The sequence below is a fragment of the Flavobacterium franklandianum genome (assembly GCF_007097365.1).
GTDB classification, from domain to species: domain Bacteria; phylum Bacteroidota; class Bacteroidia; order Flavobacteriales; family Flavobacteriaceae; genus Flavobacterium; species Flavobacterium franklandianum.
Genome location: NZ_VJZR01000004.1, coordinates 18,940 through 36,765 on the forward strand (window position 1 = coordinate 18,940; position 17,826 = coordinate 36,765).

General features: G+C 32.9%; 13 protein-coding genes. 7 read left to right on the forward strand and 6 right to left on the reverse strand.

Going from position 1 to position 17,826, the window contains the following annotated elements; all coding sequences use genetic code 11:
* Positions 1 to 27 precede the first annotated feature (27 nt).
* The 4 genes from FNW17_RS06530 to tsaD all read right to left on the reverse strand — a co-directional run bounded on the left by FNW17_RS06530 (position 28) and on the right by tsaD (position 3,790).
* Complete coding sequence (locus FNW17_RS06530) at positions 28 to 990, reverse strand: zinc metalloprotease (RefSeq protein ID WP_144071205.1); 963 nt, start codon at positions 988 to 990, stop codon at positions 28 to 30.
* Between the two features lie 161 nt (positions 991 to 1,151).
* Positions 1,152 to 1,793 carry a DUF4159 domain-containing protein gene (locus tag FNW17_RS06535; protein ID WP_144071206.1) on the reverse strand — a complete coding sequence of 214 codons (642 nt, stop codon included), beginning with the start codon at positions 1,791 to 1,793 and terminating at the stop codon, positions 1,152 to 1,154.
* Positions 1,794 to 2,059: 266 nt separating this feature from the next.
* Positions 2,060 to 2,764: a 16S rRNA (uracil(1498)-N(3))-methyltransferase gene (locus FNW17_RS06540; protein ID WP_144071207.1), complete on the reverse strand. Its 705-nt coding sequence runs from the start codon at positions 2,762 to 2,764 to the stop codon at positions 2,060 to 2,062.
* Between the two features lie 3 nt (positions 2,765 to 2,767).
* Entirely contained in the window at positions 2,768 to 3,790 is a 1,023-nt protein-coding gene (gene tsaD, locus FNW17_RS06545) for a tRNA (adenosine(37)-N6)-threonylcarbamoyltransferase complex transferase subunit TsaD (RefSeq protein WP_143391980.1), read from the reverse strand.
* Between the two features lie 219 nt (positions 3,791 to 4,009).
* Here tsaD and FNW17_RS06550 point away from each other — a divergent pair, with 219 nt between their 5' ends.
* The 5 genes from FNW17_RS06550 (at position 4,010) to FNW17_RS06570 (ending at position 12,072) form a co-directional block, all read left to right on the forward strand.
* Entirely contained in the window at positions 4,010 to 8,419 is a 4,410-nt protein-coding gene (locus FNW17_RS06550) for a translocation/assembly module TamB domain-containing protein (protein ID WP_144071208.1), read from the forward strand.
* A gap of 200 nt (positions 8,420 to 8,619) precedes the next feature.
* Complete coding sequence (gene pfkA, locus FNW17_RS06555; RefSeq protein WP_144071209.1) at positions 8,620 to 9,606, forward strand: 6-phosphofructokinase; 987 nt, start codon at positions 8,620 to 8,622, stop codon at positions 9,604 to 9,606.
* 86 nt (positions 9,607 to 9,692) lie between these two features.
* Positions 9,693 to 10,697: a type I glyceraldehyde-3-phosphate dehydrogenase gene (gene gap / locus FNW17_RS06560; protein WP_143391983.1), complete on the forward strand. Its 1,005-nt coding sequence runs from the start codon at positions 9,693 to 9,695 to the stop codon at positions 10,695 to 10,697.
* A gap of 131 nt (positions 10,698 to 10,828) precedes the next feature.
* A complete protein-coding gene (locus FNW17_RS06565) occupies positions 10,829 to 11,680 on the forward strand; it encodes an N-acetylglucosamine kinase (RefSeq protein WP_144071210.1) in 852 nt (283 codons plus the stop codon).
* 50 nt (positions 11,681 to 11,730) lie between these two features.
* Positions 11,731 to 12,072, forward strand: a complete 342-nt coding sequence (locus FNW17_RS06570) for a methylglyoxal synthase (protein WP_144071211.1) — start codon at positions 11,731 to 11,733, stop codon at positions 12,070 to 12,072.
* Positions 12,073 to 12,091: 19 nt separating this feature from the next.
* Here the strand turns inward: FNW17_RS06570 and FNW17_RS06575 are convergent, their stop codons facing one another.
* Positions 12,092 to 12,472: a RidA family protein gene (locus FNW17_RS06575; RefSeq protein WP_143391873.1), complete on the reverse strand. Its 381-nt coding sequence runs from the start codon at positions 12,470 to 12,472 to the stop codon at positions 12,092 to 12,094.
* A 213-nt stretch (positions 12,473 to 12,685) separates the two neighbouring features.
* Positions 12,686 to 15,427, reverse strand: a complete 2,742-nt coding sequence (locus tag FNW17_RS06580; RefSeq protein WP_144071212.1) for a putative LPS assembly protein LptD — start codon at positions 15,425 to 15,427, stop codon at positions 12,686 to 12,688.
* A gap of 78 nt (positions 15,428 to 15,505) precedes the next feature.
* On the opposite strand from FNW17_RS06580, the gene FNW17_RS06585 reads away from it, so the two are divergent.
* Entirely contained in the window at positions 15,506 to 16,627 is a 1,122-nt protein-coding gene (locus FNW17_RS06585; protein ID WP_144071213.1) for an N-acetylmuramoyl-L-alanine amidase family protein, read from the forward strand.
* Positions 16,628 to 16,655: 28 nt separating this feature from the next.
* Positions 16,656 to 17,792 carry an N-acetylmuramoyl-L-alanine amidase family protein gene (locus FNW17_RS06590; protein WP_144071214.1) on the forward strand — a complete coding sequence of 379 codons (1,137 nt, stop codon included), beginning with the start codon at positions 16,656 to 16,658 and terminating at the stop codon, positions 17,790 to 17,792.
* Positions 17,793 to 17,826 lie beyond the last annotated feature (34 nt).

Sequence of the window (17,826 nt, forward strand, 5' to 3'; positions counted from 1 at the left end):
AGTTTCATATTTATAACACTAAAAAAATTATATTCCAAATGCAGATCTAGCGCCGCCAGAAACAAATATAGCAGACATTCTTGATTTTTGTCCGTTTGTAAACAGATACATTCCTCTATCGTCTGTGTAGTCCATATAATTCATCGTCATTTCGTTATGGGCTGGTAAACATGTGCTTACGTAAGGATATGTAGGTACTCCGAAGTTTGAAGTATTGGCAACAGGTGTATCTGCAACTAGGTCATTTCCGCAAGAAGCGTCTCCCCAGATATGTCGTAAATTCATCCAGTGACCTACTTCATGAGTTGCGGTTCTTCCTAAATTATAGGGGTAAGATGCACCAGAGTTAGGTGTTACGCCAACATATTGTGAATCACAAACAACTCCGTCAGTAGCCGATGAACCACCTGGAAATTGTGCATAACCCAAAATTCCTCCTCCAATGGTACAAACCCAAAAGTTTAATGTAGTAGAAGGTGTTGTAGGATCTAAGCCTCCTTTTTTTGTGCTTTTCATAGCATCCCTGGTTCCCCAAGATGTTTTAGTCGTGGCTTTGCGATTAATTTTTACCAATTCAAATGTAATATCAACATTAGCTTTTATCCCAGACCATTCAGCAGGAACATTCGCAAAATCAGGGTTTGTGGCAGTAAAATCTTTGTTTAAAACATCAATTTGTGATTGTATTTGAGCATCAGAAATGTTTTCGGCCACTGTTCTGTACAAAACATTGACAACAACTGGAATTACAATTTTTCCATTTACTAATCTGAAATTAGGATTTGAAGTTCTTTTTTGTGTAAAAGCTTCAATTTTATTCATTCTAATGGCTAAAGTAGGATCGGCGGCCAATAGTTCTTCGAGAACCTCTTGTGAGGCACAATGACGACGCGCACTAGCATTTTTTGTTGAATCGGCTAAATCTGTTGAGTCGTTTTGACAAGAGAAAAGCATCAGGATTACTGCTGCGGATAAAAGAATTTTTTTCACAGTATCAAATGTTAAATATTTAATGATTTGAATTAATTATTTACAATTGTATAACAAATTTATTAAAACAACAAATAATTTCACAAAAAAGCATACTATTTGTTTGTAGTTTCTGTCTTCTTCAAATTTAATATAGATTGTTTAAAATTTTAAAAATGAAATCAATTATTAAAAATGTAATTCAAAATGTTGGCTCCCATTTTTAAAGCTTTCTCACGAACTTCTATAGGATCGTTATTAACCTCGGCATCTTCCCAGCCATCTCCCAGATCACATTCAAAAGTATAAAGCAATACTAATCTATTTTCGACAAAAACGCCAAAAGCTTGAGGGCGTTTTCCATCGTGTTCGTGAATTTTGGGTAATCCACTCGCAAATAAATAAGGTTTTTGAAAAATGAGATGATTAGCAGGAATTTCGACCAAATCAGTATTAGGAAAAATTTTCTTAATTTCTTTTCGGATGTATTCATTCATTCCGTAATTGTCATCTATATGTAGAAAACCACCCGAAGTCAAATAATTCCTTAGATTACTGACATCGGCATCGCTAAAAACAACATTTCCGTGCCCGGTCATATGCACAAACGGATAGGAAAACAAGTCAGGACTGCTGGGAGTTACAGTGGCTGGTTTTAATTTTATCTTTGTGTTAATATTGGCGTTGCAATATTTTATCAAATTGGGTAAAGATGTAGGATTTGCATACCAATCGCCGCCACCACTGTATTTTACCAAGGCAATTTCTTGGGAAAATAGAGTAGTGCAACACAATAAAATCAAACTTATAAAAAGATTTTTCATAAACTTCTGAAATCTAAATTAGTTTATCTTCAATCATTATTCAATGTCGATTATTTAAGAATTCATTCGTCACTTCGAGTGATTTTGAATTGTAATGCGATAGCTTTACTCTTCAAAATTGTATCGAGAAGCTTCATTGTTAGGGTTCTCGATACATTTAATTAAAAAAAGCTATCGCATTTTTAATTAAACACTCGAACTGACGAGCTGTTATTCATTTAAAAAAGCTATCGCATTTTTAATTAAACACTCGAACTGACGAGCTGTTATTCATTAAAAAAAACAACACTATGACAAGCCACAATAGCAGCTGTTTCGGTTCTTAATCTAGTGTTTCCCAAAGATACCGGAACATAGTTGTTTTCGAGTGCCAATGCTATTTCTTTTTCAGTAAAATCGCCTTCGGGACCAATGAGCAAAGTAACATTTTCGTTGGGTTTTAAAACTGATTTTAGTGTTTTTTTATCGGTTTCCTCGCAATGAGCTATGAGTTGTAATCCATTATTTTTAAGTTTTATAAATTCTTTGAAACTAATAGCTTCATTGAGTTTTGGAAGAAATAAAACATTGGATTGTTTCATTGCAGTCAACAAAATTTTCTCAAAACGTTCTCTATTTACCACTTTTCGTTCTGAGCGATCACAAATAATTGGCGTGATTTCGTGAATACCAATCTCGGTGGCTTTTTCTAGAAACCATTCGTAACGGTCATTCATTTTGGTCGGGGCAACAGCCAGATGCAATTGAAATTTTGAAGGCTCCGTTTTTTCGACCGTAAGAATTTTTACCGTGCATTTATTGTCTGAAGCTAGAGTGATTTCAGTTTTGAATAATAAGCCTAGACCATTAGTCACGTATAAAATATCAGTGTCTTTTTTCCGTAATACTTTTATAATATGCTTGCTTTCTTCTTTGTCAAAAGAAAAATTTTCAGTGGTTTCGTCAATCGTTGGATTATAAAATAATTGCATAGTTTAGAATTGAATTCTTGCTTTAGAAACAACGGAAGAAGTTTCGAAATTTTGGGATAAAAACTTTTGATAACCTACAATTCCAATCATTGCAGCATTATCGGTGGTGTATTCAAATTTTGGAATGTAGGTTTTCCAACCGTATTTATTTTCGGTTTCTTTCAAAGTATTTCGAATTCCAGAATTGGCAGAAACACCTCCACCAATGGCGATTTGTTTGATTCCAGTTTCTTTTACGGCCAATTTTAATTTGTCCATCAAAATTTCGATAATCGTATGTTGGATGGATGCGCAAATATCATTGAGGTTTTCTTCAACAAAATTGGGGTTTTCTAATTTTTTCTTTTGGATAAAATACAAAATAGCTGTTTTCAATCCCGAGAAACTGAAGTCTAAACCGGGAACTTTTGGTTTGGTAAAGGCAAAAGCTTTCGGATTTCCGAGTTGGGCATATTTATCAACCAATGGTCCGCCAGGATAGGGAAGTCCTAGTATTTTGGCGCTTTTATCAAACGCTTCCCCAACAGCATCATCGGTGGTTTCGCCAATAATTTCCATATCAAAAAAGTCGTTAACTTTCACGATTTGAGTATGTCCACCAGAAATGGTCAAAGCCAAAAAAGGAAATGTAGGTTTGTCAAATCCATCTTCGTCAATGAAATGAGCCAAAATATGGGCTTGCATATGATTTACGGCAATCAAAGGAATGTTTAAAGCCAAAGACAATGACTTTGCAAATGAACTTCCTACTAGCAATGAACCCATTAATCCGGGACCTTGTGTGAATGCAATTGCGGATAATTGTTCTTTTGTTATATTTGCTTTACGTAAAGCAGCATCAATGACTGGAACAATATTTTGTTGGTGTGCACGAGAAGCCAATTCTGGAACAACACCTCCGTATTGACTATGTATCAATTGGTTAGCTACTACGTTCGACAGTACTTTGTCGTTGTGCAAAACCGCTGCAGCAGTGTCATCACAAGAACTTTCGATAGCAAGAATAAAAACCTCGGAATTTTGCATAAAAAGGCACAAATTTTGAATTATATTTGACAATCCGTAATATATACTTTACGGAGGAGCCAAAATTAAAGAATTTTTATCTAAAATTGCTTTCTTTCGTTGTGCAAAATAAAAATTCAGAATAAATTTAAACCACAAATAGGTATCAAAAAAATCATTAAAATAGTATTTCGTACGATTCTTGCACTCATTCTGCTAGTTCTGTTACTAGGTATTGCATTGACGGTACCATTTGTTCAAACTAAAATTGGGAATTATGTAACGAATACGCTCAACGAAAAATACAAGATAAGTATCAATGTTGAGGAAGTTTCTTTGACGGTTTTTGGTGGAATGAAGCTAAAAAATGTTTTGATTCTAGATCATCATAAAGATACTTTGATCTCGGCTAACCGAATAAAAACCAATATTTTAGACTGGAGTAAAATAGCCGATGGCGATTTGGTTTTTGGGGATATTGCATTAGATAGTTTGTATTTCAATATGAAAACTTACAAAAAGGAAAAACACTCCAATCTTGATAAATTTGTAGCTGCATTTAATTCGAATGCTCCACCTTCAAACAAAAAATTTCTATTAACAGCCACCAAAGTAAAAATCACTAACGGTCATTACAGTCTTATTGACGAGAATAGAGCCAATCCAAAAGATGTTGATTTTACAAAGATTAATCTAGCGGCTACTGCTTTGAAAATATATGGACCTGAGGTGACTACCACTATCAATTCCTTATCGTTTCAGGATCATCGAGGCATATTTATAGAAGATATAAGTACAAAATTCAGTTATACTCAGAAACATATTAAACTTGAAAATCTTGAATTAGTTACCAAAGAATCCAATCTAAAAGGTTCGGTGGTGATGAATTATGAAATTGAAGATTTTGCTCATTTTACAGATAAAGTTCAGTTTGATATTAAACTGGAAAATGCGGCTTTGGCCTCTAATGATATTCGCAGTTTTTATAATGAATTAGGGAAAAATCAGCTTTTCAAAATCAAGGGAAGAATTAAAGGCCCATTGAATAATCTTGTTTTATCAAATTTAAGATTAATCGATTCTAAGAAATCTCAAATCATAGGTACAATCAATTTCAAAAATTTTTTTCCAAGCAAAGGAAAAGAATTTTATATGAATGGTAGGTTTGCCAAACTTTCTACTAGTTACGATGATTTGGTTACTATTTTGCCCAATGTTTTAGGTAAAACGCTACCTGTTATTTTGAAAAAATTGGGCACCATCAATTTAGTGGGAAATGCTCAGGTTACTACAACTTCTCTAGATGCCAGTTTTGTATTGGCCTCACAAATAGGGAATGTAAAATCAAATTTAGTTATTGATAACATGAATTTATCAGATGAAGCTACCTATGCAGGAAATGTTGTCTTAGATAATTTTGATATTGGGACATTTATCGATAGAAAAGACTTAGGAAAAGCAAGTTTGAATCTTGATATTGAGGGTCAAGGTTTTTCTAAAAAATCATTGAATACTTCTGTAAAAGGAAGTGTTGCTCAAATAAACTATAACAATTATACCTATAGTAATTTAGATTTGAATGGTAATTTTATTAGAGGTCTTTATAAAGGTCAAGTTAAAGCGAATGATCCAAATTTGAAAATGAATTTTGACGGATTGGTAGATTTGAGTAAAAAGAATAGCCGATATGATTTTCATATTAATGTAGAAAATGCCGACCTAAAAAAATTAAATTTCATGAAAGATAGTATTTCCATATTCCAAGGAGATGTTATCGTGAATTTGTCTGGCAATACAATCGACAATCTTACCGGGGATGTTTTTATAAATAAAACGACCTATCAAAATACAAAAGCAACTTATTCTTTTGATGATTTTTATATCAATTCTACTTTTGACCAATACGCTGTGAGAACCATAAAGGTAAATTCTCATGATATTATTGAAGGTGAAATTGTAGGGAAATTTCAATTCAATCAGTTGGAGAAATTAGTGATGAATTCGCTGGGAAGTCTTTATGCTAATTTTAAACCTGAAAAAGTTAAAAAAGGGCAGTTTCTGAAATTTAATTTTGCCATTTATAATAAAATAATCGAAATCTTTTATCCTCAAATTTCGATAGCAACAAATACCCTTGTTAAGGGAAATATCAACTCAGATAATCAAGAATTTAAGTTCAATTTCAATTCACCAAAAGTTACCGCATCTACGAACACATTCGATAATATTAGAGTAAAAATTGATAATAAAAATCCGCTTTATAATGCTTTCATTGAATTGGATAGCATAAAAACAAAGTTTTATAAAATTCAAGATTTTAGTTTGATAAATGTGACTATGAAAGACACTCTATTCTTTCGATCGGAGTTTAAAGGCGGTACACGAGGTCAAGATTATTTCAATCTGAATTTGTATCATACTATAAATAAAGACAACAATAATGTAGTTGGAATACATAAATCCGAGATAAAACTCAAGGATTATTTGTGGTTTTTGAACGAAAAAGAAACGCCTAATAATCAAATTGTTTTTGATAAATCTTTTACAAATTTCAATTTTGACAACATTATTCTAACTCACCAAAACCAAGAAATCACTTTTATGGGTGATATAAAGGGTAAAACATACAAGGATTTAAAATTAAGTTTTAAAAATGTTGATATAAACCAAATTACCCCCGCAGATCCAAAGTTTGTCATCAATGGAAATTTAGATGCCATCATCAATTATAAACAAGATAAATCCATTTTTCAGCCTACAGCATCAATTCAAATTGAGAGTTTGAATATTAATAATACGAATTTGGGTAATTTGAATTTTGATATTACAGGTGATGAAACATTTAGGAAATTTGCTGTAAATTCATCTATCGAAAATGAAAATTTGGAGTCTTTCAGTGTCGATGGGAACTTTGAAATTGTAGGCAAAAACACCATTCTTGATTTACAATTAAAGCTTGATAAATTCAATTTAGGAATTTTAGGACCGCTTGGAGGTGATGTGATTTCGAACATTAGAGGCTTTGCTTCTGGAAATGCTAGTATTGCGGGAAATCTCAAAAAGCCCGAAATCAATGGGCGACTTTATGTAGATGATGCAGGACTAAAAATCCCTTATTTAAATGTTGATTATGCCTTAAATAAAAGAACCGTTGTTGATTTGACGGATGAGAAGTTTTTGTTTAAAAATGATGTACTTACCGATACTAAATTTGGTACAAAAGGGAATTTAAACGGAAGTGTTGAACATCGTAATTTTTCTGATTGGAAATTGGATTTAACCATTAATTCTCAAAGATTATTGGTGCTAGACACACAAGATTCTGAAGACGCAGCGTATTATGGTGTTGCATTTATAGATGGTGTAGCGACAATCAAGGGGCCAACAAACTCAATATTTATTAAGGTTGATGCAAAATCTGAAAAAGGCTCCTCCTTAAAAATACCTATTAATAATTCCGAAAGTGTGAGCAATAATGATTTTTTGCATTTTTTGACTGTCAAAGAAAAGTTTAATTTTCAAAAAGGAATTGTTGATAATTCCAGAAATTACAAAGGGCTTGAATTGGAGTTCGATTTAGATATTACGCCAGATGCTGAAGTAGAGGTTATTCTAGACCGAAATACAGGTCACGGAATGAAAGGAAAAGGAAACGGAACACTGCTTTTCAAAATCAATACATTAGGAAAATTCAATATGTGGGGTGATTTTCAAGCCTATGAAGGAACTTATAACTTTAAATACGGAGGCTTAATAGATAAGAAATTTATAGTCAAAAAAGGAGGGTATATTTCTTGGGAAGGAAACCCGATGAGAGCTCGTTTGAACCTTGAAGCCATTTATAAAACATCAGCAAATCCATCTGTTTTACTAGAAAATTCATCATATAATAAAAAAATAGATGTCAACGTCGTTATTGGTGTTCGAGGCGATTTGACCAGTCCTGAACCTGACTTTAATTTTGAATTTCCAACGGTTAGTAACGTGATGAAATCCGAAATCGAATATAAATTAAGTGACAAAGAAGTACGACAAACTCAAGCACTTTATTTATTATCTACGGGAAGTTTTTTAAGTTCTGAAGGAGTAAGTCAATCGGCGCTATCTCAGAGTGCTTACGAAACGGCTTCCAGTTTGTTAACAAGTATGATACATTCTAACGACGAAAAATTTCAGGTTAATATTGATATCATTGGTGCAGATAGAACTACTGGAAAAGAAACCGATGGTAGATTTGTAGCCTCAATATCTTCTAAAATAAACGAAAGAATTACCATTAATGGAAAAGTTGGAGTTCCATTTGGCGGGATTTCACAGACTGCAGTAGTAGGTGATGTTGAAATTTTATATCGTGTAAATGAAGATGGAACTGTGAATCTACGTTTTTTTAATAGAGAAAATGACATTAGTTACATCGGTGAAGGAGTTGGTTATACTCAAGGAGTTGGTATTTCTTATGAGGTTGATTTTGATACATTTAAAGAAATAATTGATAAGTTTAGAAATAAAAAAATAAAAAAAGTAGTAGAATCTGCCGTTATTGATGATTCTAATGTTGCTCCAGAAAAAAAGGATTCATCGAAATCGAATAACCCCAATTCGAAAACGTTATATCCTAACACAGAGGGAAGAGTTCCTGAAGAAGACTAAATTCAATCTGAAATTTTCTTTAAAATAAATTTAATAGCATATTAAAGCTTCACTTACGCAAGTAAATATCATTTTTATTGCAATATTTAAGCAACTTATCAACGATAACGTTTGAATTTGCTGGGTTTTACTAATTTATTAAAAACATACCGCCAAATTTGCTGAATGTTTATTAAATTTACGCTTTTAATACTTAAATGATGTCAAAAACAATAAAAAAAGTAGGTGTGCTAACTTCAGGAGGAGATTCACCTGGGATGAATGCTGCTATAAGATCAGTAGTAAGAACTTGTGCTTATCACAATATAGAATGTGCAGGAATTTATAGAGGTTACCAAGGAATGATTGAAGGTGACTTTATACCAATGGGACCACGAACAGTTCATAATATTATAAATAAAGGAGGAACAATTTTAAAATCAGCTCGTTCAAAAGAGTTTATGACAGTTGAAGGTCGTAAAAAAGCTCATGACCAACTCGTTAATGCTGGAATTGATGCCTTAGTAGTTATAGGTGGTGACGGAAGTTTTACAGGTGCAGAAATTTTTAATAAAGAATTCAACTTTCCAGTAATGGGAATTCCTGGTACAATTGACAATGATATTTTCGGAACAAGCCATACTTTAGGATACGATACAGCCTTAAATACTGTTGTAGAATGTATTGATAAAATTCGCGATACAGCAAGTTCACACAACCGTTTATTCTTTGTGGAAGTTATGGGGCGTGACGCAGGTCACATCGCATTAAATGCAGGAATTGGAGGAGGAGCTGAAGAAGTGCTGATTCCAGAAGAAGAATTAGGATTAGAAAGATTACTAGAATCATTAAAGAAAAGTAAAGCAGCTGGAAAATCATCTAGTATTGTTGTCATTGCCGAGGGAGACAAGATTGGTAAAAATGTATTCGAATTAAAAGATTATGTTGAAGCCAATTTGCCAGAATATGAAATTCGTGTTTCGGTTTTAGGACATATGCAACGTGGTGGTGCACCATCTTGTTTTGATAGAGTTCTCGCCAGTAGACTGGGAGTGAAAGCGGTAGAAAGCTTGTTAGAAGGAAAATCAAATTTTATGGTAGGAATGCTTTCTGACAAAGTAACACTTACTCCATTATTGCAAGCCATAAAAGGAGAATCAGTAATTGATAGAGAATTACTTCGAGTTTCTGAAATTATGTCAGTATAAATGTATGGCTTACGCCAAATAACAATAAATTAAATAAATAATTAATCTGCTTAAAGTAGGACCTTTAAGCCCAAAGCAAACAAAAAATGTCAAAAGTAAAATTAGGAATCAATGGATTCGGTAGAATTGGAAGAATCGTATTTAGAGAATCTTTTAATAGAGAAAATGTAGAAGTAGTAGCAATTAACGATTTATTAGATGTAGATCACTTAGCATACTTATTAAAATATGATTCTGTTCACGGTCGTTTCAATGGAACTGTTGAAGTAAAAGAAGGGAAATTATTCATAAACGGAAAAAATATTAGAATTACTGCCGAAAGAGAACCCGCTAATTTAAAATGGGACGAAGTAGGAGTTGATGTAGTTGCTGAGTGTACAGGTATTTTTACTACTATCGAAACGGCGAACGCACACATCAAAGGTGGTGCTAAGAAAGTAATTATTTCTGCTCCATCTGCAGATGCACCTATGTTTGTAATGGGAGTAAATCACGAAACTGCAAAAGCTTCTGATCTTGTTGTTTCTAATGCTTCTTGTACTACAAACTGTTTAGCTCCTTTGGCTAAAGTTATCCACGATAATTTTGGAATTGTGGAGGCTTTGATGACTACAGTTCACGCTACAACTTCAACTCAAATGACAGCTGATGGTCCTTCTAGAAAAGACTGGAGAGGCGGACGTGCTGCAAGCGTAAACATCATTCCTTCATCTACAGGTGCTGCAAAAGCAGTTGGAAAAGTGATTCCTGATTTGAATGGAAAATTAACTGGTATGTCTTTCCGTGTTCCTACTGTTGACGTTTCTGTGGTAGATTTAACAGTAAAAGTGGCTAAAGAAACTTCTTATGAAGAAATCATGGCTGCCTTAAAATTAGCTTCTGAAACTACAATGAAAGGAATTATGGGATTCACTGAAGATGCTGTTGTTTCTCAGGATTTTATTTCTGACAAAAGAACTTCTATCATTGACTCAACTGCAGGAATTGGTTTAAACTCCACTTTCTTCAAATTGGTTTCTTGGTATGATAACGAATATGGTTATTCAAGCAAATTAATTGACCTTGCGGTTCATATCACAAGTTTAAAATAATTATATTTACAAAAAGAAATCCCGTTAGATTCATTTTAGCGGGATTTTTTTACCTAACCCAATAACCATTTTTTAGCTTTTAGTCCCGGTAGCTATCGAGCTAAAATCTGAAATCTAAAATTTTTTTAAAGATGAGATTATTAGTTGATAGTGGCTCTACAAAAGCCGATTGGATTGCAATTGATGAAGAGGGAAAAATATTGTTTACCACACGAACTTTAGGTTTGAATCCTGAAATTCTTGATGAAGATGAAATTATTGAGCGATTAAATGATAAATTTGATATTCTGCAAAATAAAGATAAAGCCACACACCTTTTCTTTTATGGTGCAGGTTGTGGAACGGATAGAATGAAAATTATGCTTTCTCAAGCTTTTCAAAAATATTTTAAAAACGCAATCGTAGATGTTCAAGAAGATACCTATGCAGCCGTTTTTGCTACTACTCCAAAAGGGGAACAAGCCATTGTTAGTATTCTTGGAACGGGTTCAAATTGTAGTTTTTTTGATGGAAAAGCATTGCATCAAAAAGTGCAATCATTGGGCTACATTGTGATGGATGATTGCAGTGGTAATTTTTTTGGAAAAGAATTAATTCGTAAATATTATTTCAATAAAATGCCAAAAGAATTAGTAGTAGAATTTGAAAAAGAATACGATTTAGAGCCTGATTTTGTAAAAAATAAATTATACAAAGAACCAAATCCTAATGCGTATTTGGCCACTTTTGCAAAGTTTCTTATTCAAAATAAAGACCATGAATTTTGTAAAAAAATCATTTTCAAAGGGATGAAATCTTTTATAAAAAACTACATCAGACAATACGATAACTGCAAAGAAGTTCCGGTTCATTTTGTAGGTTCCATAGCTTTTTATCTCAAAGATGAATTGCAAATAATGTTTGACAAATACGAAATGAAGCTAGGAAATGTATTGCGACGACCAATAGATGGATTAATAGCCTATCACATTTCAAATAAATAAAATACTAAAACCTGATGCTTTTGTTATCAGGTTTTTTTTAATCTAACAAAATGGAAATAGCGATTATTGCTCACGATGGAAAAAAAGCCGATATGGTTCAGTTTTTGAACAAGAACAAAACCATTTTGCTGCGAGAAGATATTAAAATTATTGCTACTGGAACAACAGGTTCCAAAGCTGAAAGTGTGGGTTTTAAAGTAAAAAAAATGCTCTCTGGGCCCCAAGGAGGCGATGCCCAAATTGCGGGTAGAGTGGCTGAAGGCAAAACAAAAATGGTCTTGTTTTTTAAAGACCCTTTATCGAGCCACGCACACGAATCGGATGTGAGCATGTTAGTGCGCGTTTGTGATGTTCACAACGTGCCATTGGCTACAAATGAAGCTTCGGCATAATTATTTTTGAATGCTATCGCTAAAGAATAGCAATCATAGAGATTTCTACATTTACATTTTTTGGCAAACCTGCCACCTGAACCGTTTCGCGAGCTGGAGCGGTTTTTTCGTCGAAATAAGAACCATAAATGGTGTTTATTGTTCCGAAATCTCCCATATTCATTATGAATATCGTTGATTTTACCACGTTTTCAAAGGTCATTCCAGCCGCTTCGAGAACTGCTTTCATGTTTTCCATCACTTGTTTGGTTTCGTCTTCAATATTGGATGTAACTAATTCTCCATTTGCTGGATTTATAGCGATTTGTCCAGAAGTATAAAGCGTATTTCCTTTCAGAACCGCCTGATTGTATGGCCCAATTGGTGCTGGAGCATTTTCGGTAAAGATTATTTTTTTCATAAAAATAAGGATTATATGTTAATGATTTAATTGAAATGATTCTACTAGAAATGTTGCGAACATTAAGTCTTTTTTTTTAACCATTTAGGTAATTAAGTAATTAAGCTTTACAGTCTTTCTTAATAAATCTTAAAATATCTTAATGGTTTAAAATGTTTGTAAATTTATACTTTAATTGCTTTGACTTTTTACACAAAAGCAAGTAGAGCCCAATTATCTATTACTAGCGCTTCGTTTATCGTATTTTATATCACTCAAAATCCCCGATTTTATTCCAATAAAGAAGCTCCAGTTGGCTTGATTGCCAAAAGGTTGCCAGTTAAAATCCATTCGCCAGCTCAACAAATCCCTTTCAAAACGAAGTTGGGTGTAAGTTACTCCATTTTGAACAAAATCATATCCAGTTGAGGCTCCAACTTTCCACTTTGGTGTCAAATCGGCATTGGCCGAAACCATTATAGAATTTCCTGAAATTTGGCTTTGTCTGTTGTTATTGCTATACGTAAGTGAATAGGCGAATGTCATATCCCAAGGCAGTTTTGACGCAAAAAACTCGCTGATTTCATCTGTTCCTTCTGTGTCTTCATCGTCAAATTGGCTATTTCCTCTTACGTTATCTACTGTATTTCGTCCAAATAAATCATCATCACGCCCCCCATTTCTTTGACCTTGTTTGTTTTCATCTTCCTTTTCTTTGTCAGAATCTTTGCTAGAAATCGAATAATTTAAAGTCATATTGGCACTTGTCATTCTAAACAAACTTCCACCATTATTGATGTTATAGACATTAATTGTAGCCCCGGAATTGTCAATTGCATAAGGATCTAAGGTAGCGCCAAAATTCATATTTAGCTTATCTTTAAATAGTTGTGTTCCGCCGCTTACACGAACTGGAGCCCATCCAAATGTCGTTTTTCCATCAGCATTGACGTTATAACTTGTAGAGAAATTCAAATTATTAAGAAGCATTATTTTTTTTGCTTCTACTTTTGTGCTGTCTGGGTCTGTTATTTTAGCTTCGAATGTATTGCTCAAATCAAACCCAACAATATTAGAATTAGAATTTCCTGGAGCCCCAAAAATGCCACCTTCGAATCGAGTATAATCTTTAGTCATCGTTCCGCTGGCATCGGTAGCATAGGTATCGAAATATTTTTCGAAACTGGGTGTGTAACCATAAGAAAGAGAAGGTCGCATCACGTGTCGTATGGATTTTATTTTTTTATCGGGTTTGAAATTGAATGTCCCATAAATCGTGGTTCCTAAACTACTGGAGAAATTGTAAGTTCTGAAAGAATCAAAGCCATTGATGGTTTGGTCTGTTACTGTGCTTTGATCTTTGTTATAAAAACGGTTAATGGTTTTTATAGTCCAAACTTCGTTATAATTCATTGCAGCCGAAGCACTAAAATGTTTGAATAGTTTGAAATTGGTACTTAAAGGAATACTATGTTGAACACCCAACTTAGCATTGTCAAACATTTCTTTAGAAAAAAACAAGGAATCAGAGGTGACAAAACTGTTTTTCCCTACTAAGTTATAAAGTAAATTGATGTTTTTGAAAAACCCTTTTTTCATTCCGTCTTTGCCCACAAAAGGGTATATTCGATCTACACTGTATTGTAAATCTGGTAACGTCATATTAATTTCAGAAGTTTGAGTGTTTTGCGAATGTGTCGCACTCAAAGATAAACGCGAACCTATTGTTCCCAGAAATGTTTTACTATAAGAAACCGAAGAACTCAAAGTATTATTTAAATTTGAACCTACATTCGACTGATTTATAGATTGTTGAAAATATTTGCTGCTACCCATATTCACCGAAGCAGAAAAACTTGAATTGGGACTTCCCTTAGAATCCTTCGAGTGAGACCATTGCAAATTGTAAATGCTTTGTTTTGAATAATCAGGATAGCCTCTTTCGCTATTAATTAAATTTTCAAATCTAAAGTTTAAGTTTCCTCTATAACTATATCGTTTGGCATAACTGGATTCAAATCGCATCGCATAACTTCCGTTAGTGTAATAATCGCCCAAAACCGTTAAATCATAATTGTCGCTAAGTGCAAAATAATAACCGCCATTTTGCAATGAAAAACCTCTATTATTCGAATCGTTGTAGCTTGGTAAAAGAAGTCCAGAAACGCTAGTTTCCTTACTCATCGGGAAAAAAGCAAATGGTAAAGCTATAGGAGTAGGCACATTGGCAATCACCAAATTGGTTAATCCAGTAACGACTTTTTTTCCAGGAATGATTTTTACTTTACTAGTTTGGAAGTAATATTCTGGATTGTCTATGTCTTTAGATGTTGTAAAACGCGCTCCTTTTAAGAAATATACCGAATCATTTTCTTTTTTTGTTAATACGGCTTTGACTTTGAATTCACCTTGATCTGTTCTGGAATTCCAAATCAATGCTTTTTTTGATTTAAAATTAAAACGAATCGAATCGGGTTCAATGACATTTTCGCTCTGTTTGAAGTTTGGGTATTGAGATGGTTTTCCAAGAGAATCTTTTATTCGTCCAGCAAGAACTTCGTTTGTTTCATAGTTCAAAACGATGATTCCTGCTTTCAATTCGGTATCTTGATAGTAAAGTTCAGCATTATTGTATAAAGTAATTAGCTTTTTCTTTTGCTCAATTTTTACATAATCAGTAGCCTTGTATTTTATTTGTCCCTCAAGAAGTGCTTTCGGTTGAATACTATCTTTTTTGATGGTATCTGTAGTTGTTAAAAGTGTAGTCGATTCATTTTTGCTTTCAGCGCTAGAAATCGGGCTGTTTTTTTTATTATTTACGGGAATCGATTTCGTTTTTTTTGATATATCTTGTGAATATATTTTACAAGTTCCTATTGTTAGGAAAATTGATAATAAAACGATATTAAATAAGTTTGTATTCAAAGGTTTTAATGCTATTTTTGTAAAAATATGGCTTGTTTTTTGATGTGTCAAACTTACATATAAATTTTGGCAAAAATAATCAAATATTACATTATAGCCTTAGTGTTTTAATTAAATTAACTTTAATAGATGAAACCCAACAATAAAATATATAATACAATAAATATTTTAATGCTGTTTATTTGTGGGTTAGTAAATTCTCAAAAAAATCAACATTTTACAATTGTTCTTGATGCAGGTCATGGCGGAAAAGATCCAGGTAATTCATATCACGGATTTAGTGAAAAAGAAATTGCACTTAAAACGACCTTAAAAGTGGGAGCTATTTTAGAAAAAGAAAAGGATTTTAAAATAATTTTTACTCGTACTACGGATACATTTATTGAATTAATAAACAGGCCTAAAATAGCCAATAAGTCGAATGCAAATTTATATATATCTATTCATTGTAATTCAGTTAAAAATTTTGCTCCTTTCGGGACAGAAACTTTTGTGATGGGATTATCCAGAAGCGGAATGAATTTAGAAGTTGCCAAAAATGAAAACTCGGTTATCCTATTAGAAAATAATTACAAAGAAACCTATGAAGGTTTCAATCCTAAAAACCCCGAATCATTGATAGGATTGACTTTGTTACAAGAAGAAAATTTAAACAGCAGTATTAATTTAGCAACAAAAATTCAGAATAATTTTACGCATAATTTAGAAAGAAATTCAAGAGGAGTAAAACAACAGCCACTTTGGGTTTTAGATGCGGTTTTTATGCCAGGAGTATTAATTGAATTAGGTTTTTTATCCAATAAAGAGGAAGGAACTTTTTTGAATTCAGAGGAAGGTCAGAATAAAATGGCGATGCAAATAGCAAATGCAATTAAATCCTATAAAACAGAATATTTTGGTGAACAAATAAATAGTAGCATAAAGAACTATGATACTGAAAACGTCGCAATAATAAGTAAAGCTGATCTTGTAGTAAAACCTTTGTTGGTTTCAAACGATACTGTATATAGAGTGCAACTTTTTGCAACTTCTAAAAGAATACAAATGGACTCGAAACAGTTTAAAGGATTACAAAATGTATCAAGTACTTTTAATAATAATATTTATCGATATACTTATGGTAAAACATTGAGTATTAATGAAGCCAATAAAATGAAAATAGAAGCAAAAAAATTAGGATTTGTAGATGCTTATATTGTTGCTTTAAAAGACGGGAAAAGTACTATGGTAAATGATGTTGCGAAGCAATAAAACTAAATTTGTAAAAATATTGAAATTAATGAAAGAATTTAGTAGGTCGTCTATCAAGCTATCATTTATGATATGGTTTGTTTATAGCTCTGTATTTGCTCAATCTGATATTTTCAGGGTTGCCCTGGATGCGGGTCACGGTGACCACGATTTTGGTGCGGTTTATAGTGGCCGAGTCGAAAAAAATATCAACTTGGCATTAGTGCTAAAAGTCGGAAAACTATTAGAACAGAATCCCAAAATAGATGTGATTTACACCCGAAAAACCGATGTTTTTATAGATTTAATTGAAAGAGCCAATATTGCTAATCGGGCTGATGCTACTATTTTTGTTTCAATACATTGCAACGCCAACAAAAATACTTCGGCTTCGGGAACCGAAACTTATGTAATGGGGATGAGTAAATTAGCTTCTAATCTAGAAGCCGCAAAAAAGGAAAACTCCGTTATCTCCTTAGAAAAAGATTACAAACAAAAATATGAAGGTTTTGATCCCAATTCTCCTGAAACAATGCTTGGAATGACCATTATGCAGGAAGAATACTTAGAATATAGTATTTCCTTAGCCAGTAAAATTGAAGATAGATTTGCCGATTTAGGAAAAGAAATCAGACACGGTGGTGTAAAACAAGCCCCATTTATGGTGCTCCACAAAGCTTATATGCCTAGAGTTTTAGTTGAAACTGGATTTATTTCTAATCCTGTTGAAGGAAATTTATTAAACTCTGAAGAGGGTCAAAACGATATTGCCCAAGCCATTGCCGATGCCATAGTCAGTTACAAAAGAGAATATTTTGGTGCTGATGCTACCGATAATATTAACGAAAGAACTTTTAAGAAAATAATTGCTAAACAAGTTAAAGATACTTCATCAACAATTGAAAAAAAACAAGTGGAGAATAAAGATAGCTCTGCAATCATTTTTAAAGTTCAGTTATCAGCTAGTGTAAAGAATGTAGAATTAATTTCAAGTAATTTTAAAGGTTTGAAAAACATAACGATGTCTTCAGAAGGTAAATATTACAAATATATGTATGGCGAAGCTTCTAATTATGAAGATGCTAAGAAATTATTGCAGGAAGCAAAATCCAAAGGATATGATTCAGCCTATATAATTGCCTTTAAAAATGGCGAAATGATTAGTGTGCAAGATGCAATCAAATAAATTATTAACTCCAAGTTTAATTTATTTATATTAA

Coding starts and splice junctions, on each gene's coding strand:
- gap (WP_143391983.1), top strand. CDS start 9,693: ATGTCAAAAGTAAAATTAGGAATCAATGGATTCGGTAGAATTGGAAGA.
- FNW17_RS06535 (WP_144071206.1), bottom strand. CDS start 1,793: ATGAAAAATCTTTTTATAAGTTTGATTTTATTGTGTTGCACTACTCTA.
- FNW17_RS06570 (WP_144071211.1), top strand. CDS start 11,731: ATGGAAATAGCGATTATTGCTCACGATGGAAAAAAAGCCGATATGGTT.
- FNW17_RS06585 (WP_144071213.1), top strand. CDS start 15,506: ATGAAACCCAACAATAAAATATATAATACAATAAATATTTTAATGCTG.
- FNW17_RS06565 (WP_144071210.1), top strand. CDS start 10,829: ATGAGATTATTAGTTGATAGTGGCTCTACAAAAGCCGATTGGATTGCA.
- tsaD (WP_143391980.1), bottom strand. CDS start 3,790: ATGCAAAATTCCGAGGTTTTTATTCTTGCTATCGAAAGTTCTTGTGAT.
- FNW17_RS06590 (WP_144071214.1), top strand. CDS start 16,656: ATGAAAGAATTTAGTAGGTCGTCTATCAAGCTATCATTTATGATATGG.
- FNW17_RS06575 (WP_143391873.1), bottom strand. CDS start 12,472: ATGAAAAAAATAATCTTTACCGAAAATGCTCCAGCACCAATTGGGCCA.
- FNW17_RS06540 (WP_144071207.1), bottom strand. CDS start 2,764: ATGCAATTATTTTATAATCCAACGATTGACGAAACCACTGAAAATTTT.
- pfkA (WP_144071209.1), top strand. CDS start 8,620: ATGTCAAAAACAATAAAAAAAGTAGGTGTGCTAACTTCAGGAGGAGAT.